This window comes from Micromonospora sp. NPDC049049 (assembly GCF_040649115.1).
Lineage (GTDB): Bacteria > Actinomycetota > Actinomycetes > Mycobacteriales > Micromonosporaceae > Micromonospora.
The window spans coordinates 1-20,565 of sequence record NZ_JBEZEX010000003.1 but is presented as its reverse complement, the minus strand read 5'-3'; the positions used below and the strand labels follow the sequence as shown (position 1 = coordinate 20,565).

Below are 20,565 nucleotides of genomic sequence, written 5' to 3'. Positions count from 1 at the left end.
AAGAGTGGACCTCACGACGTCACTCGCCGGTGCCTTCTGCTCACACCTCTGATTCCACCCTGTCAGCGGAGTCGGTGCACCGTGTCCTCTGTCACCGCAGCGGAACGACAGCCGCGACAAGCGATCAGTGCAGGTGATGAAGGTCCGGGGCGGCGGCTCCAGGTGCCGCCACCCCGGACGGGGCAATGCGTCAGGCGATCCGGTAGGCCCGCTGGATCGTCTGGGTGACCGTGTTGCCGGCGGTGTCGGTGGCGGTCAGCCGCAGCGAGACGAAACCGGCCCGTCGTGGGTGACTGATCAGCGCGACGTTCCGGATCACCGGGAGGGCGACCCACGTCCGGCCGTCGTCGAACGACGCGGACACGCCGAGCGTGCGGTTCGGCGCCGCCTTCGAACCGGCTTGCCGGTCCAGCGCCACCGGGATCGGCATGATCCGGCCGGTCCGTGCCGTGTTGGTGTCGTCGAGCACTGGCGTCGGGCGGGCCGTGGTCAGAGGCAGCCGCTCCGGCGACGTGGTGTGCGCCGAGGTGAAGGTCCAGGCCGCCGAGACCGACGTCGACAGGGTGTCCGGTGCGCCTCGGGTGGCGGTCGCCTCCAGCCGGTAGGTGGCCTTTCCGGCGGGCACCGCGAAGTCGGCCCACGCGCTGTCCGAGGTGCCGATCTCCTTACCGTCGCGCAGCAGCCGGAACCGCACCGGCTGGTCGTCGCGGCTCGCGGGGCGACCGGTCGCGTCGCCGAACAGGGGCACCGACGCGATCGAGATGGTGTCGCCGTCGCGGCCCGCGTATCCCAGGGGTGACAGGGTCGGTGCCTGGGTCACGGAGGGCCCGAAGGGTGCCGCGTTCCAGGTCTGGCTGTACGTACGCCCCGGCCTGAAGGTCGAATCCTGCGTCGTGGAGTTGTCCCCCTCGACGAACGTGGACGTCCAGACGATGCCGCCGTCGGTGTTGTAGTACTCGGTGCCCTTGAACGGCAGGTCGATAGGCGTGTTCGACCCGATCGGGCCCGAGCCTCCGGGGGCCGACGCGCGGTGGAAACGGATGGCCGTCGCCGCCGTGGACTGGCTGCGGTAGGTCGCCCTGACCGTGGCGAGGTTCTTCGGTGACAGCTTCCTGGTCAGGCCGGTGAACATGTCGCCCCTGCCGACGTACGCCAGGTCGTAGGTGTAGGGGCTGTTGCGGAAGGTGCCGTCCCTGCCCGGTCGGGCGAGCCCGACGCCCAGCGTCGAGGTGAACTCGGGTGCCGCGACGGCGGGCCCGAGCCGGCCGAAGAAGACGTCAGTGAGGGAGACTCCGCTGAGTTGGACGCCGGGGTAGCGCATGCCGTCGTCCCAGTTGGCGCTCACGTTGATCGAGATCGGCGCGGCGTCGTGCTGCGGCACTGTCAACGCGACGGGCTTGGCGTTGCGGGCGTCGACCGCCTCGGTGATCGGGCCGCGTACGTCCAGGACCGGCTGCGCGAGCAGTGTCGACACGGCACCCTCGTGGATGGTGCTGTACAACGCGTACCGCCCCTTGGGCAGCCGCAGGACGCCGCCGCCCGGTGTCGCGGGGAGGGTGCTGAACTCGCCGGTGGTCAGGTTCGCCGCCACTGTCGTGTACTCGGTGGCCGGTCTGCCGTCGCGTCCGGTGTGGTTGAGCCGTACGTCGTAGCTCTCGATCTCACGGTTCAACACGAAGGGCGTCCGTACCCGCAGGTCGCCGGCACCGGTCGCGGTCAGCGCGCCCTGGTAGACGCCGTCCGGGGCGTCCACGCGGGTGTCCACCATGATCGACGCCTCGGCCCGGCCACCGGCCGGCACCACCAGCGTGGCCGGGCTGACGGTGAGCATGCCGGCCGGTGCCGGCGCGATGGCCAGCGTCAGGGTGACCGGTGCGGTGCCCGTGTTGCGGTAGCCGACGACCTGGGTGATCGGGCTGTCGTCGGCGTGCGGCCAGCGCTGCACCGGAAAGTCGATGGCGGCGATGTCGGCGGCGACCGGCTGGGCGACCGCGCGGGCGATGTCCACCCGGCCGGCGCCCTGCTCGTAGATGGTGTCCTCGCCGGTCGGCTTGGCCGAGTCCATCAGGGCGGCCTTGAGCTGCGGCCCGGTCCAGTCCGGGTGCTGGCCGGCGAGAATCGCGGCGGTGCCGGCGACGTGCGGGGTCGCCATCGACGTACCCGACATGGTGGCGTAGTCGCCACCGGGGGCGGCGGCCACGATGTCGACGCCCGGAGCGCTGATCTCGGGCTTGATGTGGTTGTCGCCGACGCGCGGGCCCCGGCTGGAGAAGTAGGCCCGCTGGTCGTCGGCGTCCACGGCGGCGACGGCGAGAGCGTCGTCGGCGGAGGCCGGCGAGGAGACCGACTTTGGCTTCCCCTCGTTGCCGGCCGCGACCACGAACAGGGTGCCGTACCGGTTGCTCAGCTCCTGGACCGCGGTCTCCAGCGGGTCGAGGCCGGGTGCGTCGTCGCCGCCCACGCTCAGGTTGACCACCCGGGTCTGCGGCGCGAGCCACTGCATGCCGGTGATGATGTCCGAGTCCTGGCATTCGGTGGTGGCGCAGACCTTGCCGACGAGCAGCTTCGCCCCCGGTGCGACCCCGCGGTACCTCCCGCCGGAGGCGGCGCCGCTGCCGACGATGGTTGATGCCACGTGGGTGCCGTGGCCGACCGAGTCGCCGGGGTCGTTGCCGCCGGTGAAGTCCCGAACCTCGGCGAGGTGGCCGGCGAAGTCGGGGTGGCTGGCGTCGATCCCGGTGTCCAGCACGCCGACGGTGACGCCGGTGCCGTCGAAACCTGCCTGCCACGCCGCCGGGGCACCGATCTGCGGCACGCTGCGGTCGAGGGAGACCTTGCGCTTGCCGTCCAGCCAGATGTGGGTGATTCCGGTGGTGAGGGTGCGCGCGGACGGCGTACCACTGGTCAGCGACGTCCAGAGCTTCACCCGGTCGTCAGGGTCCGCGCGGACCACGAGCGCGTGCGCGGCCGGGAGATCGGCCCGCACCCGGCCGGCACCCCCGGTGGTCGCGGTCCGTGCCCGCGCCGCCATGTTCTCGGGGTACGCGACCAGCAGCGGCAATTCGGCTGCACGGTCGTCGTAGCCGAACTCGCCGAGCGTGCTCAGGTCGAACAGGCGTCGATCGAGCCGCCCGTCCCGCACCAGCGGCATCGCGTCCACCGGGATGACGTACTGGTGACCGTCCTCCCGGCTGCTCACGAACCGCATGCCGGCCCGACCCGGCCCGCGCTGGATCTGCGGACGCCCCGCCGCGTCCAGCGAAACCCGGTCACCGGTGATCAGGGTGAAGGTTCCGTGGGTGCCGGGGGCCGTGGCCGTCGGCGTCTCCTGCGCGTTCGCCGGTTGGGCGATCAGGCCCGCCGCAACCAGCGCGGTCGCGAGTACGCCGGCTGTCAGGGCGCGTCGTTGCCGTCGTCGCACATCGTCCTCTCCGACACGGGCGTCTCCCGGGTCGGCACGATGACGCCTGACCAGGTCGTCAGGTTGATCACCATGGTGTGACACAGGCCACAATCGCGCCCCGCGCCGACCTGACCGGTCCACCAGTGCGAGTTCCATGCGGCGGTGACCAGGGGACGAGGCAGGGGAGGGCACCGGTCGGATGCGTGACGCCGAAGAGTTCGACGCCCTCTACGCGGCCTGTGCGGGTCGGGTCGTGGGTCACGTGTACGCGCTCACCGGCAATCGCGCCGAGGCCGAGGACGCCGTCGCCGAGGCGTTCATGCGGGCCTGGCAGCGGTGGGCGACGGTGCGGGAGACGGACAGTCCGGAGGCGTGGGTCCGCCGGGTGGCCTCCCGGATCGCGGTGAGCAGTTGGCGCAAGGCGTTCAACCGGGTACGCGCACACCGCCGGGCCGCTGTCGACCAGGGCGTGCCCGGACTGAACGAGGACCACGTCGCGCTGTTGCAGGCGCTGCAACGACTGAGCGCCAACGAGCGCCGGGCCGTCGTGCTGCACCACCTCAACGACCTCAGCGTCGCGGAGGTGGCAGCCGAGATGCAGGCCCCCGTCGGAACCGTGAAGACGTACCTCGCCCGTGGTCGGAGAGCGATGGCCGGGTTGCTGACCGATGCGCACCAGGAGGAGACCTCCCATGGCTGATCCGCGCGACGATCTCACCGCGATCGTGGACGAGGTCCGGCGAGTCACCACCATGCCGGGGGCACAGGCGTTGCGGCACCGCAGCGACCGGCGTCGGCGACGTCGGACGGCCGTCGGCGCAGCGGGGCTGGCCGTGGTGGCCCTCGCCGCCGGCACCGCACTGGTGCAGGTGCGCGACACCGTCGAGACGCCCGGCGTCGGCCCGGCCACCCAGGCCGCACCGCCGGTGGTCCCGTCGGCGACCGCCTCGGCGGGACCGCAGGAGATCCTCGGTGGCCGGCGGCAGGTCCAGATCGTGCTGCCCGGCATGCGCGGGGCCACGTTGGCGATCGACCGCGACGGCGATCAGATCCGGGCCACCACCGAACAGGGCATCGACGATCGGGCGCTGTGGGTGCTGCGCCCCGAGGGCGACAGGTATCGGATCCTGCTGGCCGCCGGTGCCGAGCCGATCTGCATGACCGTCGTGCACGACGCCGCGCCGGGCAGCGTACGCGGGCGGGCGTGTGATGCCGCCGCCTCGACGCAGCTCTTCCGGATCGACCAGGTGCCGGACGGCAGCTACTCGGTCTTCCAGGGCAAGCGCTACGTCCAGGTGGTCGACGGCACCAACGCCCTGGTTCCCGACCTGCCTGAGGGCCTGACCACCACGTACGAGTTCGAGGACGAAGGGCCGGCCCCGCGCTGAGCGCGAGGCCGGCCCTGTCGCGTCCGTTCCGGTCAGGTCGGGAGACGACGCGGGTTCGACCCCGTCGCGTCCGGGTCGAATTTCGGCGGGCGTGGGTTGAGTTTCGACGGGCGCGGAAGCCAGACCATCCTGTCGACCACGACGGCGGCCGAGGTGACGGTGGTCGAGGTGTAAGTGTCCCGGCTGGCTGTGACAGTGACCGTCAGCCGCTGCCCTAGCAGCGCCACAGGGATCGTGAAGGTCGAGCCGTTCGCGTTCCCGATCTTGACGCCGTTCGCAGACCACTGGTACGAGTAGCGCTGCGCGCTGGGCGTCCATTCGCCCGGGTCCACCGTGACGGTGCCATGGACCGCCATCGTGCCGCTGATGGTGGGTGGCCGGACCGACTGCATCGGCGGGGGCGGGGGTGGGCCGATCGTGAACGCGTTGGCCAGGACCAGCGGCTTGAGCGTCCCGTACGGGTGCAGGGTCAGGGTGGCCGGACCGAGCACTGCGCCGCTGAGATCCACCTCGGCGGTGAGCGTCCGGCGGTCCGCCGAGACCCTCTTCACCCAGGCCCGGATCGGCACCGTGCGGTAGGGGCTTACCTCGACCTTGTCGTCTTGGTGTAACTGGGTCCCGTGGATGGTGATCGTCCTCAGGTCACCGGAGGGCACGGTGCCCGGAGCGACGGACGCGACAGTGGTGACAGCGTTGGCGACCGCGAACCGGTGGTCCTTGAACGTTCGGGACCAAACGCCGTCGGCTCTGAGCCGGATGACCCGCAGACGGTGGGCGCCCTCGGCCGTCGGCGTCCAGGTCACCTGCGCGGTGCGGTCGGCGCGGGCCGGGATGGTCACGTCCGGCCCGCTGTTCATCGAGTAGCGGTAGCCGACGGTGTCGGGCAGGTACGAGCTGAAGGTGAAGGTGCCGGTGGCGAGTCGGCCGCTGCCGTTCTCCGGGAAGTCGACGGAACTGACCTGGGGCTCGTCCGTCGTCGTCCAGACCTGGGTGCCCCTCTCCGTCGGTACGCCGGCGGCGTTACGGGCGATGACGCTCACGTAGTTGTGGCCGATCACCATCGTGCTGAAGCTGAAGGTGACCTTGCCGTTGGCGGACGGACGGAGAACCTGTTTCGTGCTGTCGTCGTCGTTCAGCGTCGCCACGTAATCGACGATGTCGGCCATCGAGCTGTGCGCGGTGAAGGTGGACGAGGTGCCGGCCGCGGTGCTGCCGGTGCGGGTCACGGTCGGTGCCGCACCGTCGACCGTGACGTTCAACCAGCGAGGGGTGGACAGGGTGCCGTCCGTGCTCCGGCTCTGGATCCGCAGGCCGTCGAGGCGGGTCTCGGTGGCGGTCCAGACGAGGTCGGCGCTGCCGTCCGGACGGGCCGCCAACGTGCTCTTCACCACCGGCCGCTCGTCCAGGCCCGGGTACTCCGGCCAGTACAGGTACTCCACCACCCGCGGCGCGCGCGGGGTGAGGTGGATGGTGAGCGAGGAACCGATCGTCACCTCCCCACCCGTGTCACCGGTGAGAACCGGGGCGTCGTCCACCGCGAACGCGTAGGCGCGCGGAACGTGGGCGGTGCCGTCGTGCATGACGCTGTGGACGTACAGGGTCTGCCGGCCGCCACGGGTCGGGGCGATCATCGCCGTCGCCTTCCCGCTGGCATCCGCCGCAACGGTGCCGGACGGCCCGCCTTCGTCGATCTGCCACGCGAAGGAAGCCGTGCCGGCAACCGTGGCCCGGAACTCGAACGCACCCGGTACGCCGACGTTGTAATCCTGGTTCGGTGTCGACTCCGGGTATGCGGCGGAGAAGACCTCCGGTCGGGTCTCCTTGACGTGGAACGTGTGAACCGCCCGTTCGGACCTGTTTCCCGCGCGGTCGACGGCATGGACCGTCAGTGAGTGGAGAGAGGCTGCCTCGGGCGTGAACGTGACGACCGCCGGCCCTCCGAGACCATCAGCGTCGACAGTGGATTCCTGGTACTCGTCAGGCAGTTCGCCGGAGTAGAACTCGTAGAGGTAGCTGACGGTGTCGGCGGAGGCCGAGGTCAGGGTGAACGTGCCGGGAACACCGATCGCGCCGCTGCCGGCCCAACCGCTGGCCGGGTAATCGGTCGAGGTGACAGTTGGTGCCTCGCCTCCGCTGCGGTCGACGGTGAAGTGGCACGTGTTGCTCCACGGCGACGCGTCCTCGCCGTCGAGGACACGCACCCGCCAGGCGTACGTGACCCCGTCGAGCTGCCGCGACTCGTCCTCGAGTTGGACGTAGACGGTGTTGCTCTCCTCGCCTATCTCGACGAGCCACTGCTGCGGTCGTGCCGGGTCGGTCACGTCCCACACCTGGAAGTCCGCCTGCCGTCCGCCCCGCGGCGTACCGCTGTGGGTGCCCTGTAGCGAGACGGCCTCGGCGCTGCCGAAGCGTTTCGGGTTCAGGTACGGCCCCGGGGCGGCGCTGGCGCAGGGACTACCGGCGGTCTTGAGGTCGGTCGGTGCGCTCGCCGCCGCGGTGGCGGTGGCGGAGGTGAGCCCCACCGCCGCGCCGCAGACGAGCGTCACGGCGACGCCCAGCGACACCATCCGTCGGTGAATGCGCGAAGCGGTACCCAAACCCTGCCTCCACTACCGGTCCCGATCATGATCAATCGGTAGAGGATCGCACGCCGGGCCGATCCACGGCAGCCCGTCTTTCCGGCCCGAGAATCAGCCGAACGGATGCGGCGACCGGGATACCAGCGTGGGAGCCCTCCGGTGTGTCAGAGCCAGACCACGATCCCGGTCAGGTCGTTGAGGACCGCGGCCACGCCCGCGCGGATGGCCGAGGCGCACCGGTCCGCGGTGAACGAGTTCGGGTCGTACGTGGAGGACATCCCGAGCCCCTCGCCACGGAACGACGCGCCGTCCCAGTCGACAGCCGTGACGTTGTGGGTGGGCTCGGCGAGTTCCGCGCCGACCACGAGGAACTTCTCGTCCAGGTGGTTCGGGGTGACCAGCGCGAGCCCGTCGATGAGGTCGTTGCCCGCGCTGACGATGAGGTCCGGGCCCATCTCCATCGCCTTGGCGATGCTGGGAACGGTGTCGTGCGCACTGCCGACGACGATGGTCCTCAGGTCGACGTGCTCGTCGTCGGCCCACTCCTCGACCGCCGTCACGAGTGCCTTGGTCGGGTTGTCCGTACCGCTGGTCAACAGGACGACCCGGTAGTCCTTCGGCGGGTGGACGTCGGCCCACGAGCCGGGCTGCGGGGTGATCGTCGCCTCCGGCGCGGGCTTCGTGGAGGGGTCGACGAAACCCGGGCCGAGAGTGCCGAGGGCGCTGGGCGCCGGACGTGGCTCGGACCAGTCGTCGTTGGAGTTGCAGGCGGAGACCAGCGCGGCGGTCGCGGCCAGCATGGCGACGGCCCGAAGCGGGGGGCGCAAGGTGATCGTCCTCCGGGTGGTGGCGGAAAGTGCGCGTACTTCTTCGTATTCCTATCTCAAATCCGTTCACCGGTAATCGGTGGGCGGTCGTTCGGGGAAGTTGTTCTCCGGCGGTTCGTCGGTGCGCGGGTTGGCGTTCACCCGCGACATGCAACGTGCACTGGCCAACCGAGGGAGTCGAATGTCAGGCCGCATCCGCCGTACCGTTATCGTCGCCGCTGTCGGATTCGCCGCAGCGGTGGTTCCGTTTCTGGGCGCCGAACCGGCGTCCGCGCACGGCTTCTCGTCGACTGTGTACGCGAAAATTGCAGCGGGAGATGAGGGTCACATTCGGACCGGTGTGGAGCTCGAATACGACCTCCTCGTCGTGTCCGCTGCGGATGCCGGCGACGACGACCCGCTCTTCCAGGCGGGAACCGCCGCGTTCGAGGCGGGCGACACCGCTGCCCAGGCCGCCGCGCTGAAGGGTCACGCGCCGGCGGTTCTCCGGTACGTGTCCGACCGGTTCGCTGTGACGTCCCGGGGTGCGGACTGCCGGCCTGCCCAGGTGGGCGACGCGACGATCGGCGAGCGCGAGGGCGTGCCGTACGCCGACCTGCTGCTCGACTGGACCTGCCCGGAGCGGGTCGACGAGCACGTGGTGCGCAGCGGCCTCTTCCCGGATGGTGAGGGCTACGTCAAAGGCACGAAGACGATCGTCACGTACGAGATCGACGGCCGCTCGGGCAGTGCCGCGCTCGATGCCGCCAACCCGTCCTTCTCGACGGCGCAGACCTGGTACGAGCGGTTCGGCGAGTTCTTCCTCCTGGGCGCCGAGCACCTGCTGACCGGGATCGACCACATCCTGTTCCTGCTGGCGCTCATCGCCGGGTCCCGGCGGCTTCGGGAGATCGTGCTCGCGGCCACCAGCTTCACGCTGGCGCACTCGGTGACGTTCATGCTCGCCGCGCTCGGCCTGGTCGAGGTGCCGGCGGTGATCGTGGAGCCGATCATCGCGCTGTCGATCGCCGTCGTCGCCGGTTGGCACCTGTGGGGGATCTGGCGGCGTGGTGAGCACGCGGCTGACCTGGAGACGGCCGGGCGCGGTCACTTCAGCCTGGATCGGGCCGGCTGGATCCGCCTCGGCGTGGTGTTCTGCTTCGGCCTCGTGCACGGCCTCGGCTTCGCGGGCGCCCTGGGTATCGACGAGGCGTGGTCGTGGACCCTGTTGTGGTCGCTGCTGGTGTTCAACGTCGGCATCGAGGTCGTTCAGTTGACAATTATCGCTGTCGTCTTCCCGCTGCTGTTCGTGCTGCGCCGTCGTGCGCCGAAAGCCGGCCTCTGGGCGACCGGAGTCGTTTCTGCGGGCGTGTCCATTATGGGGCTGATCTGGTTTTTGCAGCGCGTTTCTGGATCATGAGCAGGGCTAAGTAGTTCGTGAAGTGCAGTCTTTCGCAAGATCACGTTCATGATCGGTTCATCGGGCGGCGAAAGCGTGGAATTGCTTCCCCAGCGTCGGGTGAAGGCACAATCCATTTCTCTATTTGAAAAGGGAACAATGTCGATGACATTGAGCACCTCGACACGGGCCTCCGCGCTCGTGCGGCGGCGCCTGGTCGCCGGGGTCGCAGCCGGGTTCCTCGGTCTGGGCGCGGCCCTCGGTAGTGGCCTGATGGCCACCGCGAGCGCGGCCGAGTCCACCACGATCAGCAGCGTGATCCTCGGCGTCGGCGCCAACGAGACCCAGCGCATCGTGACCTGGTACTCCTCCGCCGACACCGCGCAGAAGATCCAGCTCGCCCCGACCGCCGAGATCGTCAACGGCGAGTTCCCGGCCGGCGCGGTCAGCTTCGACGCCGTCGGCGCGGCGAACACCTCCACCACCGGGTTCAACCGGCACGCCACGATCAGCAACCTGCGCGAGAAGACCGCGTACTCGTACCGGGTCGGCGCCGAGGGCAGCTGGTCCCCGACGTACGCCTTCAAGACGCAGGACTTCGAGGGCGACTACGACTTCCTCTTCTTCGGTGACCCGCAGATCGGCTCGTCCGGCGACCGGCTCAAGGACCAGGCCGGCTGGGAGGACACCCTGAAGGTCGCCACCGCGGCCAACCCGAACGCGGAACTGCTGGTCTCCGGCGGCGACCACGTCGAGTCCGCCAACGACGAGGGTCAGTGGACCTCGTTCATGGCCCCCGACCAGCTGCGTCAGTACCCAGTGGTCGCCACCATCGGTAACCACGACGTCGGCGGCAAGTCCTACGAGCAGCACCACTTCACCCCGAACACCGACCGCACGGCCCCGTACTACGACAACGGGAACCCGGCAGGCACCAAGTCCGGTGGGGACTACTGGTTCGTCTACAAGGACGTGCTGTTCATCGACATCAACAGCAACAGCTACAAGCTGCCGACCGACGGCAGCAACGCCGGCGACGCCGCGCACGTCTCGTACATCACCGACGTGGTGAACAAGCACGGCTCCGAGGCCAAGTGGAAGGTGCTGGTCTACCACCACTCCATCTACTCGCCGGCCAGCCACTCGACCGACACCGACAACAAGCAGCGTCGGGAAGACTTCACCACTGCCTTCTCGAACCTCGGCATCGACATGGTGCTCCAGGGTCACGACCACAGCTACTCGCGCAGCTACTCCATCAAGAACGGCCAGAAGGAGAACCCGGCCGAGAAGCCGGGTGCCGCCGATGTCTTCCCCGGCCCGGGCGGCGTCATCTACGTGACCGCCAACTCGGCCTCGGGCTCGAAGTACTACGACATCAAGAAGCCGGACGCCACCGGCACCGGCATCAAGGGCAACGGTCCGGACCCGCTGGACCCGGCCAAGTTCTGGTACAACTCCGTGCAGAACCAGGAGCACGTCCGCAGCTACGTCAAGGTGCAGGTGCGCGGCGACAAGCTGGTCCTGGCGAACGTCCGCAGCGGCACCTGCGCGGCACCGAACGCGTCGGTCGAGGCCGGCCTCTCCTGCGTCAACACCCCCGAGGGCCAGCCGGTCGGCTCGATCGTCGACAACGTGACGGTGCACCCGTTCCACGGTGACGGTCAGGCCATCCAGGTCAACGTGCCGAACCCGGCCCCGGGCGAGTTCGGCTGGACGATCGACGGCTACAACGGTCTGGTCGACCTGGGTACCGCGCAGGAGCGCAACGGCACCTACTTCCAGGCCAACGGCAAGATCAACCCGATCCTCGTGTCGGACAGCCGCCGGTCGCTCGCCCCGTGGTCGATCTCGGCCAACGTCGGCGACTTCTCGGACGCCGACAAGACGTTCTCCGGCTCCTACCTCGGTTGGAACCCGTACGTGCTCGACGCCGGCGCGGGTGCCGAGGCCGGTGCCCCGGTCCTGTCGTCGCTCGACGACCAGGGCAAGGGCCTCTCGGTCTCCAGCGCGCTCGCCGCGGCCGCGCAGGGTCACCCGCGTGGCGGCGCCAAGCTCGGCGCTGACCTGGATCTGAAGATCCCGGACAGCATCGCGAAGGGCAGCTACCGCACCACCCTCACGATCACTGCGCTGAGCAGCTGACCGAACGGATCCATGCGGCGGGGTAGGCACCTTCGGGGCCTACCCCGCCACCCATTGCACCCCTCCCAAGATCACCTCAAGGAACTGACATGTACCCGCCCGTAACGCGCTGGAAGACACGCTTCCGTACGACAGCACTGTCCCTGCTCGCCGTCGTCGCGGCCGTCGGTGTCGGTGCCGGTCCCGCCCTGGCGGCGGACGGTAACGTCGCCTGGACGGTCCGGACGGCCTCCAACGGCTACGGCGAGGCCAGGTCCAGCTACAGCTACAACGTCAACCCGGGCGGTGCCGTCGAGGACGCCATGGTCGTGGCCAACCGCGGCCCGGCGCCGCTCACCCTCACCGTGTACGCGGCCGACGGCTTCACCACCGACGCCGGCCAGCTCGACCTGCTCACCAGGGACAAGAAGTCGATCGCGATCGGCGCCTGGGTGAAGCCGAACGCCGGCAGCGTCGTGATCCAGCCCGGAAAGACCGCCCAGGTCCCCTTCACTGTCGACGTCCCGCAGAACGCCACGCCCGGGGACTACGTCGGCGGCATCCTCACGACGCTGACCCAGGCCGACCAGGCTGAGGGGATCAACGTCGACCGGCGCCTCGGCATCCGGATCAAGTTGCGGGTGGGTGGCGAGCTGAAGCCGAACCTCACGATCGAGAACCTCCACGTCACGTACGCCGGACCGACCAACCCGTTCAGCAAGGGTGACGCCACCATCACCTACCAGGTCCACAACGTCGGCAACGCGGCCCTGTCCGGGAAGCAGGCGGTTACCGTCTCGGGCCCGTTCGGCCTGCTGCGGGTGCGGGCCGAGGATGTCGCCGCGCCGCCGGAGCTGCTTCCGGGTGAGAGCTGGGACGTGTCGGTGCCCGTACACGGGGTGGCTCCCGCCATCTCGCTGGCCGCTACAGCGACAGTGACACCCCTGCTCACCGACGCCTCGGGCTCCACCACCTCGCTCAAGCCGGTCCAGGTCACCGCGCACGGCTGGGCCCTGCCCTGGATGCTGGTGCTGGTGCTCGTCGTGCTGATCGCCGTGCTCGTCGGGGCGTACCTGTACCGACGCCGCAACCGGGCGCGGAGCAAGGCGCGCGAGGACGCCCGCGTACGCGACGCCGTCGAGCAGGCGCTTCGGGGCCCGGAGCCGCAGACCTCCTGATCACGGCACCGGTCACCTCGGCTGCGTCGGCCGGCGACGGTTCTCGCCCGCTGGCCGGGGCGTGGGCGTTCGTCCTTGTGGGTGAACGGCGCTCAGCTCCGGGCCACGCCTGTTCCCCAGCCGGCATGCTGCGACGGTGACGCCGCCACGGAGAGGGAATCCACATGGTTGACGGGGATCTGCCAGAGCGGATGCAGGCAGCGGCCTTCGACGAGTTCGGCGGGCCGGAGGTGATCACCCTGCGGAAGCTGCCTATCCCGCAGGTCGCCGACGACGAGGTGCTGATCAAGGTCTTGAGTGCCGGTGTCGGGGTGTGGGACGCATACGAGCGGCAGGGCATGCTGGTGCCGGAGGGCTCGGCGCTCCCGATCGTGCCCGGCTCCGACGGCGCCGGAACCGTCGTCGCTGCCGGCAGCAAGGTGACCGGCCTGGCTGCGGGCGACCTGGTCTACGTCTCCGCCACCACGCGGCCGAAGGGCGGCCTCTACGCCGAGTACGCGTCGGTCAAGGCGGAGTACGTGGCGAAGGTGCCCGACGGCGTGCCTGCCCAGCACGCGGGTGCCATGCCCACCGACGCGCTGACCGCGCTGGCCGGACTCGACGCGATCAGCCTGTCGGCCGGTGACTGGCTGCTGATCTTCGGTGCGAGCGGCGGTCAGGGCCACCTGGCAGTGCAGTTGGCGAAGCGGCAGGGGCTGAACGTGATCGCGGTGGCGTCCGGGGCGGACGGCGTCGCGCTGGTCACCCGGCTCGGCGCCGACGTGTCCCTCGACGGCCACGGCGACATGACCGACGTGCTGGCCCGGATCCGGGACGCCGCCCCGGGCGGGGTGAACGCCATCCTGGCGATGGCCGGCGGCGCGACGCTGGACCAGCTCACCGAGGCGCTGGCCGACGGCGGGGTGGTCGCGTTCGCCCACGGGGTGCGGCCGGAGCCGCAGGAACGGCCGGGCGTCATGGTCCGCGCGTACGACGGCGAATCGAGCCCTCGACAGTTGCAGCGCCTCAACGAACTCATCGAGGCGGGGCCGTTCGTGGTGCACGTCGCGGAGAAGTTCCCGCTGGGCAAGGTACGCGACGCGCACCAGCGCCTACAGACGTCGTACGCCGGCAAGCTCCTGCTGACGGTGGCCTGAGGCGTCAGGGCGTGCGCTGTTGCGGCACGCGTACCGAAGCCATGCCGGCCGCCGTCGCGGCCTGGATGCCCAGGTCGGTGTCCTCGAAGACCAGGCAGGACTCCGGGGGTACGCCGAGCTGCTCCGCCGCGAGCAGGAACGCCTCCGGGTCGGGCTTGGCCCGGGTGTAGTCGTCGGCGCAGACCAGCACGTCGAACCGGTCCAGCAGACCGAGCGCGTCCAGGGAGGCGGTGACCGACGCGCGGGTGCTGCCGGAGACGACGGCGAACGGGACCCGCCGGTGCGCGTCGTGGATGTGCGCCACCACCTCGGGCACGGCGGCGAGCTGCGGCAGCAACTCCTGGTAGTAGCTCTCCCGGCGCTCGACGACGGCCTCCACCGGCATGCTGAGACCCTGCTGCTCGTTCAGAGCGACGATGATGTCCGCGGTGGGCCGCCCACCCCAGGCGTAGAAGAGGTCCTCGGGGAACTCGCAGCCCCACTCCTCAAGGGCCCGCTGCCAGGCCAGGTAGTGCAGCGGCATCGAGTCGACGATGGTGCCGTCGCAGTCGAACAGGTACGCGGCGAACGGCCCGGGGGGCAGAGGCAGACTCACCCGGGAAGGGTACAGCTCACTCGTTCGTGACGGCTCTCAGCTGGCTGAGCAGGTACGCGCGCTCCGGTTCGGTGCCGACCAGCGTCAACGCGCTGCGGTACGCGGCCGCGGCCTCGTCGTACCGGCCGAGCCGGCGCAGCAGGTCGGCCCGCGCCGCCGGATAGGGGTGGTAGCCGCGCAGCCGAGGCTCGTCGGCCAACTCGTCGAGCAGCGCGAGCCCCGCCGCCGGCCCGTCCCGCATGGCGACTGCCGCGGCCCGGTTGAGCGCCACGATCGGTGAGGGCACCAGGCCGAGCAACACGTCGTAGAGGGCCACCACCTGCGGCCAGTCGGTGCTGGCCACGTCGGCGGCCTCGTCGTGCAGCGCGGCGATGGCGGCCTGCACGCCGTACGGGCCGGGCGCTCGGCCGGTCAGCGCGACCACCACCAGGCCCTGCCCCTCCTCGATCATCTGACCGTCCCAGCGTCCACGGTCCTGGTCGTCGAGAAGGATCATGGTGCCGTCCGGTCCGGTACGCGCGTCCCGGCGGGCGTGGACCAGCAGCATCAGACCGAGCAGCCCGGCGACCTCCCGTTCGGCCGGCAGCAGCCGACGCAGGATCCGGCCCAGCCGGATGGCCTCCTCGGCCAGGTCGATCCGTTGCAGATCCGGGCCGGAGCTGGCCGCGTACCCCTCGGTGAAGACCGAGTAGACGGCCTGGAGCACGGTGGGCAGACGGCCGGGCAGCTCGTCGGGGCCCGGCACCCGGAACGGGATGCGCGCGTCGCGGATCTTCCGTTTGGCGCGGACGAGTCGTTGGGCCATGGTGGCCGGCGGCACCAGAAAGGCCCGCGCGACCTCGGTGGTCGTGAGGCCGGCCAGGAACCGCAGGGTGAGCGCGCCGCGATCCTGCGCGGCCAGCGCCGGGTGCGCACAGGTGAAGAAGAGCGCCAACCGGTCGTCGGGCAGGTCGCGGTCCGCGTCGGCGGGCGGCGCGGGATCGGCCCGCTCGGCCTCCGCCTGGAGTACGGCGAGCCGGGTCGCCAACACCCGGTCGCGACGCAGCCGGTCCACCGCCCGACGCCGTGCCGTGGTGAGCAGCCACGCACCCGGCCGGCTCGGGACGCCGTCGGTCGGCCAGTGCGTCAGCGCCGCCTCGATGGCCTCGGAGGTGACCTCCTCGGCCAGGTCGAGGTCACCGAAGCGGCGCACGAGCGAGGCGAGCAGCCGGCCGCGTTCCTCCCGGAACACCGCCTCCACCGACGACCCGACGGCTGCCCCCTCACCCGGCACTGTCACACCTGCATGTCGATCTCGAAGATCGGACGGACCTGGACCGATCCGGTGCCGACGGCTCCGGGACTCCGGGCCGCCCACTCCAGCGCGGCGTCGAGGTCCGGCACGTCGATGACGTCGTACCCGCCGAGCAGCTCTCGGGTCTCGGCGAACGGCCCGTCGGTGATCGTGCGCTCGCCGTCCGGCTTGACCTGCACTGTGGTGCAGGTGGTCAGGTCCTGGAGGGGATGCCCGGAGACCCAGACCCCGGCGTCCTTCATCTCCCGGTCGTAGCGGATCCAGTCCTCGAAGCTGCACCCGTTGTCGACGACCTCCCCGTCAACCATGGGGCTCATGAACAGCAGCATGTACTTCACGTTTCGGCTCCTCTCGGTGCGGCGGGTCGCCGTACAGCATGACGACGAACGTGGGACGGGGATATCGACACGGCGCATCAGCTTTTTCGTGCGCGTTCGTCGCGACGGTCCATCCGACGCTCGAACCAGGTCACAGCGATCAGGAAGGCGGTGAGCAGGGCGAGTGCCGCGAGTGGCGGGAGGGACCGGCCGATCGGCAGCAGGGCCAGCGGCAGCAGCGCGGCGACGACCTGCGGCGGGTACACCACGCCAACGGTCAGCCGGCGGAAGACCAACCTGCTGAGCAGGTAGAGGGCAGCACCGCCGTAGAGCGCGGTCGCGGCCTCCCAGCCGAGCCGGTCGGGGTGCGCGGACTCCTCGGTGAGCTGGGCGATCACCTCCTCGATGCCGAGCGCGACGTAGATGGCGCCGATGATCAGCGTGGAGTGCCCGAGGCCGTACGCGTCGCCGGCGACGCGGGCCCGTCGCTCATCCGGCACGGTGCCGACCGCCTCCCGGGCGGCGGACGCCAGCCGATCGAAGTAGAGCCACCACAGGCAGACCGTGCTGGTGAGGCCGAGCAGAGCGGCCAGTAGGGCGGAGCCGACCGGTGCCATCGCCCTCGGGCCTGCTCCGGCGGAGATCAGTGACTCACCCAGCGCGATGATGAGCACCAGACCGAACCGCTCGCTGAAGTGGTCCACGCTGCGCAGTTGCCACGGCCGGAAGGTGGACGCGAGCCGGGCACCCCCGATGTTCAGCAGGAACGCGACCGTCCAGAGCGCGGTCTGGGCCGCACCGCCGAGCAGGGCGCCGACGATCAGCGGTATCCAGCCCAGCACCACGGGCACGGCGAAGAACCGCAGCGTCGAGCGCAGTGGAGGGTTCGTCGCGCTCGCCAGGAATATGATCACGAGCTGCATGGCCCGGCCGAGCACGTAGGCCAGGGCGAGCGTCAGCGGCGCGTCGAACAGCTCCGGACTCTGCTGCCACGCGTCTGGCAACACCAGCGCGGCCACGAAGATCGCCGCCATCGCGACGAGGGTGAGGGCCCGCACCGGACCGACGTCCGGTCGGACCAGATTCCCCACCCAGATGTACGGCGACCAGGAGTAGATCAGCAGCAGCAGGAGGAGCAGCCCCTGGGCCAGGGTGAGCGCGCTCGGTGAGGACGCCATGAACGTGATGGCCCGGGTGAGCGCGAAGACGAAGACCAGGTCGAAGAAGATCTCGAACATCGTGGTCCGGTGCGTCAGCCCCGCCGGCACCGGACGAATGTCGAGAATCCTCCTCACCCTCGCATTCTGCGCCCTGGACCTGGCTGACGTCCGGATCCGCTGAGACCCCGATGGTGTCGCAGCGGACCCGGCGCCCGGCGCCACGCCGCCTACCGAACGCCCCGGTCTCAGGTCGAGGCGTCCGCCCGGCGTCGGCTCCGCTCAGCTCGCCGCCGCACCTGCTGGTACGCGCCGGTCAGCCCCATCGCCCGGCGTACCTCGAGCACCGTCTGGCGTACCTCCTGGCGGGTCCGTTCCGTACCCTCGACGATCAGTCGGTCGACCAGGCCCCGGTCGGCTTCGATCTCGGCCCGCCGCTGCCGGATCGGCGCCAGGAACCCCTCCAGCGCGACGATCAGCCGTTCCTTGACCTCCACGTCGCCCACCCGCCCGGCCCGGTAACGCCGGGCCAGGTCGGCCACCTCGTCGCGGTCCGGATTGAAAACCTCGTGGTACGCGAAGACCGGGTTCCCTTCCACAGTGCCCGGCACGTCGGCCCGCACCCGGTTCGGGTCGGTGTACATGCCGAGCACCTTGCGACGCACCGTCGCCGCGTCGTCGGAGAGCGCGATCGAGTTGCCCCGGCTCTTGCTCATCTTGGCGGCGCCATCGGTCCCCACCAGGCTCGGTGTGTCCGCCGGGATCAACTCGGGCACCGGGAAGACGGGGCCGTACAGGTGGTTGAACCGCCGGGCGATCTCCCTGGTCACCTCGACGTGTGCGGCGTTGTCCCGGCCGACCGGAACCACCTCCCCCTTCACGCAGAGGATGTCCGCGGCCTGGAGCACCGGATAACCCAGCAGCCCGTACGGCATCTCCTCCTTGCCGGCGTCGCGGGCCATGTCCTTGAGCGAGGGCACCCGTTCCAGCCGGGGAACTGTCACCAGGTTCTGGAGGAGGGTGTTGAGGTCGCCGACTTCGGGGATGGCCGACTGGAGGTAGAAGGTGGCCCGGTCCGGGTCGACGCCGGCGGCGAGGATGTCGGTCACCATCTCGCGGGCGTTGGCGGCGACCTGGTCGATGTCCTCGCGGCGGTTGCGGGTGGTGAGCATGTGCAGGTCGGCGATGATGAAGAAACTCTCGTAGCGCCGGTGCAGCCGTACCCGGTTGGCGATGCTGCCGACGTAGTGGCCGAGGTGCAGGCGGCCGGTGGGCCGGTCCCCGGTGAGCATTCGTGCGATGGACATGGTGGTGCCTCTCGTATCCGAAGGTGGGTCACGCGTGGGCGCGCGCCGAGCAGGGCTGGCTCAGCCCTGCTCGGTCAGCGGGATCGACTCAGCGAGTCGCCCGCCATCGCGCACCGGCGCGAAACCGCAGACCACCGGCACGGAGGACGTTCAGAAGTTGCTCACGGCCATCGCCGGAGCTGGTCGGGATCTCGGACACGGCACCGAGAGAGCGGCCGTCGACCAGGTCGACCGCCTCGGATGCGCAGTTGGCCGTCCGGACCACGGCCTCAGATTACCCGCGCGGGATGGCGCCGGGAGGCGGAAGGTAGCTGTCGGCGTAGTAGGCGCCGACGCGTTCCCGGTACTCCTGGTCGGCCGCTGCCGGATCGAACGGTGGCGCGTCCTTGATCTGCTGGCGGGTCCGGTCGACGTGCACGACGCGTTCCTGGTGATCCACCCGGTCGACCGTTCCGGCCGGCAGCAGCACCTTCTGGCCGAAGATCCACGGCCCGGTGTCCACCACCAGATGCCCGGCGTCCGCCTCGTCGCTCGTCTCGTCGATGGTGCCGATGCGTCCGTCGCTCGCCTGCACCTGATAACCCACCAGGTCGACGGGCGTACCCGGGCCGGGGGCGTCCGGGCCGTCGTGTCCACCCTCCTGACCCTTAGGAGGGGTGACCGAGGGAGTGGTCTGCGTGTACCCGCCGGCCAGGGCGGACGGATCACGCCAGGCCCAGGGGTTGAAGATCGAGGTTTGCATGGGGCACCTCCGAAGGACGGTCCTCAGCTGTCCCCCTTCGCAGTGCCCATCCCGCTGACGCCGGAAACAGCCGGCACTCAACGCGGGGGTGCTCCTGGCCAGGTGCGGCAGAGCGCCTGCGTCCGCGTCCGCGTGGCCGGCCCGCTGAGCAGGTGCGCTGGCATACTCGGCTGCCATGGTGCTGTCGCGAGGGTGGAGTCTCTTCCTGGTCGGAGTCGGCGTCTGGACCTGGGTGATCTGGCCGAGGTTCGCGGTGGCCATCTGGCAGGACCCGCGGTCCTGGGCCTCCGGCACGGTGGCCGAGGGTGCGGCCACCAGCTTCCTGTGGGTGCACGCGCTGCTGATCGCCGCATCCCTGGCTATCGGCACCACCGTCGGTGTTCTCGGCGTCCGGGCCTGGCTCGCCGCTCGGCGGCGGCGGCCGTCCTGATCGCTGCTCCCCGGCGGCCGTCCTGATCGCTGCCGCTCCTGCGGATCAGGCCGCGCGACGCCCCCACTACGGGTGGTCGCCGAGCCCTGGTTTCTGCGGAGCGGGTCTGAACTGGGAAAACTCCTCAGACGAACGAATGTGACGCGCGCCGCTACCCGTGGATTTGACGATCAAACCCGCAGACGCGTAACTTTCTCTCTGCCAGCGCGGAACGGGGCAAACGGGACGAAGGTCCTAGAGCGCCGAAACGGGATGGCAACCGGGTCAAGCAGGGGTTCGCTCCTGCGAGACGCGGTCCGGGCGGGGCTCGCCGGATCGGCCGCGAGGCGGATTTGGTGCGGCGAAGCCGACCGGGTAAGGTTCACGACCGGCAGGGAACCGGGCGAGACTGCGGGAAACCGCAGCGGCCGGTCTGCCGAATCCGACGACCTGACGCAGCGGTTCGCTGCTGCGTGAGTGCGCCGGCGCCGACCCGTACGAAGCATGACAGACCGGGACACACGGTTTGACACGGCGAAGACGGTGAGGTAACGTAGTAAAAGTGCCCGGCGCGAGAGCGGCGGGGACACGGTACGAAAAGCCCCGGTTGGGGTTCCACTGAGGTGGGGCTTCTGGTCGGTGTGTGGTTGTTCTTTGAGAACTCAACAGGGTGCTTGTAAAGCCAGTGCCAATTATGATTTATACCCCGGACTGGTCAGTTTTTGCTGGCT

The 20,565-nt window shown here is 70.1% G+C and carries 16 protein-coding genes; 7 read left to right on the top strand and 9 right to left on the bottom strand.

What is annotated here, in order from left to right; genetic code table 11:
- Window positions 1-190: 190 nt before the first annotated feature.
- The gene (locus AB0B68_RS04180; RefSeq protein ID WP_357257783.1) at window positions 191-3,421 is read right to left on the bottom strand and encodes a S8 family serine peptidase; all 3,231 of its coding nucleotides are present in this window, start codon (window positions 3,419-3,421) and stop codon (window positions 191-193) included.
- 181 nt (window positions 3,422-3,602) lie between these two features.
- Here AB0B68_RS04180 and AB0B68_RS04175 point away from each other — a divergent pair, with 181 nt between their 5' ends.
- Together AB0B68_RS04175 and AB0B68_RS04170 are read left to right on the top strand one after the other, a co-directional pair.
- Complete coding sequence (locus AB0B68_RS04175; RefSeq protein WP_091396991.1) at window positions 3,603-4,103, top strand: sigma-70 family RNA polymerase sigma factor; 501 nt, start codon at window positions 3,603-3,605, stop codon at window positions 4,101-4,103.
- Window positions 4,096-4,791, top strand: coding sequence for a hypothetical protein (locus AB0B68_RS04170; RefSeq protein ID WP_357206632.1), 696 nt, complete (start codon window positions 4,096-4,098; stop codon window positions 4,789-4,791). The genes AB0B68_RS04175 and AB0B68_RS04170 overlap by 8 nt, the downstream gene beginning before the upstream one ends.
- Window positions 4,792-4,823: 32 nt before the next feature.
- On the opposite strand, the gene AB0B68_RS04165 is transcribed toward AB0B68_RS04170, so the two are convergent.
- Together AB0B68_RS04165 and AB0B68_RS04160 are read right to left on the bottom strand one after the other, a co-directional pair.
- On the bottom strand, window positions 4,824-7,358 hold the full coding sequence (locus AB0B68_RS04165; protein ID WP_357257781.1) for a hypothetical protein: 2,535 nt from the start codon (window positions 7,356-7,358) through the stop codon (window positions 4,824-4,826).
- A gap of 176 nt (window positions 7,359-7,534) precedes the next feature.
- Window positions 7,535-8,197 carry a hypothetical protein gene (locus AB0B68_RS04160; protein ID WP_357206636.1) on the bottom strand — a complete coding sequence of 221 codons (663 nt, stop codon included), beginning with the start codon at window positions 8,195-8,197 and terminating at the stop codon, window positions 7,535-7,537.
- Window positions 8,198-8,537: 340 nt separating this feature from the next.
- Between AB0B68_RS04160 and AB0B68_RS04155 the strand changes: the two genes are divergently transcribed.
- From AB0B68_RS04155 to AB0B68_RS04140, 4 genes are all read left to right on the top strand, one after another.
- Window positions 8,538-9,596: a HupE/UreJ family protein gene (locus AB0B68_RS04155; RefSeq protein ID WP_357257779.1), complete on the top strand. Its 1,059-nt coding sequence runs from the start codon at window positions 8,538-8,540 to the stop codon at window positions 9,594-9,596.
- A 144-nt stretch (window positions 9,597-9,740) separates the two neighbouring features.
- Window positions 9,741-11,720, top strand: a complete 1,980-nt coding sequence (locus AB0B68_RS04150) for a metallophosphoesterase family protein (RefSeq protein ID WP_357206640.1) — start codon at window positions 9,741-9,743, stop codon at window positions 11,718-11,720.
- A gap of 89 nt (window positions 11,721-11,809) precedes the next feature.
- A complete protein-coding gene (locus AB0B68_RS04145) occupies window positions 11,810-12,877 on the top strand; it encodes a DUF916 domain-containing protein (protein WP_357207280.1) in 1,068 nt (355 codons plus the stop codon).
- A gap of 164 nt (window positions 12,878-13,041) precedes the next feature.
- Window positions 13,042-14,013 (top strand): NADP-dependent oxidoreductase, encoded by a 972-nt coding sequence (locus tag AB0B68_RS04140; RefSeq protein WP_357257777.1) that lies wholly within the window; start codon window positions 13,042-13,044, stop codon window positions 14,011-14,013.
- 4 nt (window positions 14,014-14,017) lie between these two features.
- Here AB0B68_RS04140 and AB0B68_RS04135 read toward each other — a convergent pair whose 3' ends face one another.
- The 6 genes from AB0B68_RS04135 to AB0B68_RS04110 all read right to left on the bottom strand — a co-directional run bounded on the left by AB0B68_RS04135 (window position 14,018) and on the right by AB0B68_RS04110 (window position 19,425).
- On the bottom strand, window positions 14,018-14,608 hold the full coding sequence (locus AB0B68_RS04135) for an HAD-IA family hydrolase (protein ID WP_357207284.1): 591 nt from the start codon (window positions 14,606-14,608) through the stop codon (window positions 14,018-14,020).
- Between the two features lie 16 nt (window positions 14,609-14,624).
- Window positions 14,625-15,881 (bottom strand): sigma-70 family RNA polymerase sigma factor, encoded by a 1,257-nt coding sequence (locus tag AB0B68_RS04130; protein ID WP_357207286.1) that lies wholly within the window; start codon window positions 15,879-15,881, stop codon window positions 14,625-14,627.
- Between the two features lie 2 nt (window positions 15,882-15,883).
- Window positions 15,884-16,231 (bottom strand): YciI family protein, encoded by a 348-nt coding sequence (locus tag AB0B68_RS04125; RefSeq protein ID WP_357207299.1) that lies wholly within the window; start codon window positions 16,229-16,231, stop codon window positions 15,884-15,886.
- A gap of 86 nt (window positions 16,232-16,317) precedes the next feature.
- Entirely contained in the window at window positions 16,318-17,514 is a 1,197-nt protein-coding gene (locus AB0B68_RS04120) for a low temperature requirement protein A (RefSeq protein WP_357207288.1), read from the bottom strand.
- Between the two features lie 110 nt (window positions 17,515-17,624).
- Window positions 17,625-18,683 carry a tryptophan--tRNA ligase gene (gene trpS / locus AB0B68_RS04115; protein WP_357257775.1) on the bottom strand — a complete coding sequence of 353 codons (1,059 nt, stop codon included), beginning with the start codon at window positions 18,681-18,683 and terminating at the stop codon, window positions 17,625-17,627.
- A 274-nt stretch (window positions 18,684-18,957) separates the two neighbouring features.
- Window positions 18,958-19,425, bottom strand: coding sequence for a PRC-barrel domain-containing protein (locus AB0B68_RS04110; RefSeq protein WP_357207294.1), 468 nt, complete (start codon window positions 19,423-19,425; stop codon window positions 18,958-18,960).
- A gap of 175 nt (window positions 19,426-19,600) precedes the next feature.
- Here AB0B68_RS04110 and AB0B68_RS04105 point away from each other — a divergent pair, with 175 nt between their 5' ends.
- Window positions 19,601-19,855 carry a hypothetical protein gene (locus AB0B68_RS04105; RefSeq protein WP_357257773.1) on the top strand — a complete coding sequence of 85 codons (255 nt, stop codon included), beginning with the start codon at window positions 19,601-19,603 and terminating at the stop codon, window positions 19,853-19,855.
- Window positions 19,856-20,565 lie beyond the last annotated feature (710 nt).

Bases quoted from the DNA above. Each gene is read 5' to 3' on its own strand.
- AB0B68_RS04145 (WP_357207280.1), top strand. From the start codon at position 11,810: ATGTACCCGCCCGTAACGCGCTGGAAGACACGCTTCCGTACGACAGCA.
- AB0B68_RS04140 (WP_357257777.1), top strand. From the start codon at position 13,042: ATGGTTGACGGGGATCTGCCAGAGCGGATGCAGGCAGCGGCCTTCGAC.
- AB0B68_RS04110 (WP_357207294.1), bottom strand. From the start codon at position 19,425: ATGCAAACCTCGATCTTCAACCCCTGGGCCTGGCGTGATCCGTCCGCC.
- AB0B68_RS04105 (WP_357257773.1), top strand. From the start codon at position 19,601: ATGGTGCTGTCGCGAGGGTGGAGTCTCTTCCTGGTCGGAGTCGGCGTC.
- AB0B68_RS04125 (WP_357207299.1), bottom strand. From the start codon at position 16,231: ATGCTGCTGTTCATGAGCCCCATGGTTGACGGGGAGGTCGTCGACAAC.
- AB0B68_RS04170 (WP_357206632.1), top strand. From the start codon at position 4,096: ATGGCTGATCCGCGCGACGATCTCACCGCGATCGTGGACGAGGTCCGG.
- AB0B68_RS04175 (WP_091396991.1), top strand. From the start codon at position 3,603: ATGCGTGACGCCGAAGAGTTCGACGCCCTCTACGCGGCCTGTGCGGGT.
- trpS (WP_357257775.1), bottom strand. From the start codon at position 18,683: ATGTCCATCGCACGAATGCTCACCGGGGACCGGCCCACCGGCCGCCTG.
- AB0B68_RS04165 (WP_357257781.1), bottom strand. From the start codon at position 7,358: ATGGTGTCGCTGGGCGTCGCCGTGACGCTCGTCTGCGGCGCGGCGGTG.
- AB0B68_RS04150 (WP_357206640.1), top strand. From the start codon at position 9,741: ATGACATTGAGCACCTCGACACGGGCCTCCGCGCTCGTGCGGCGGCGC.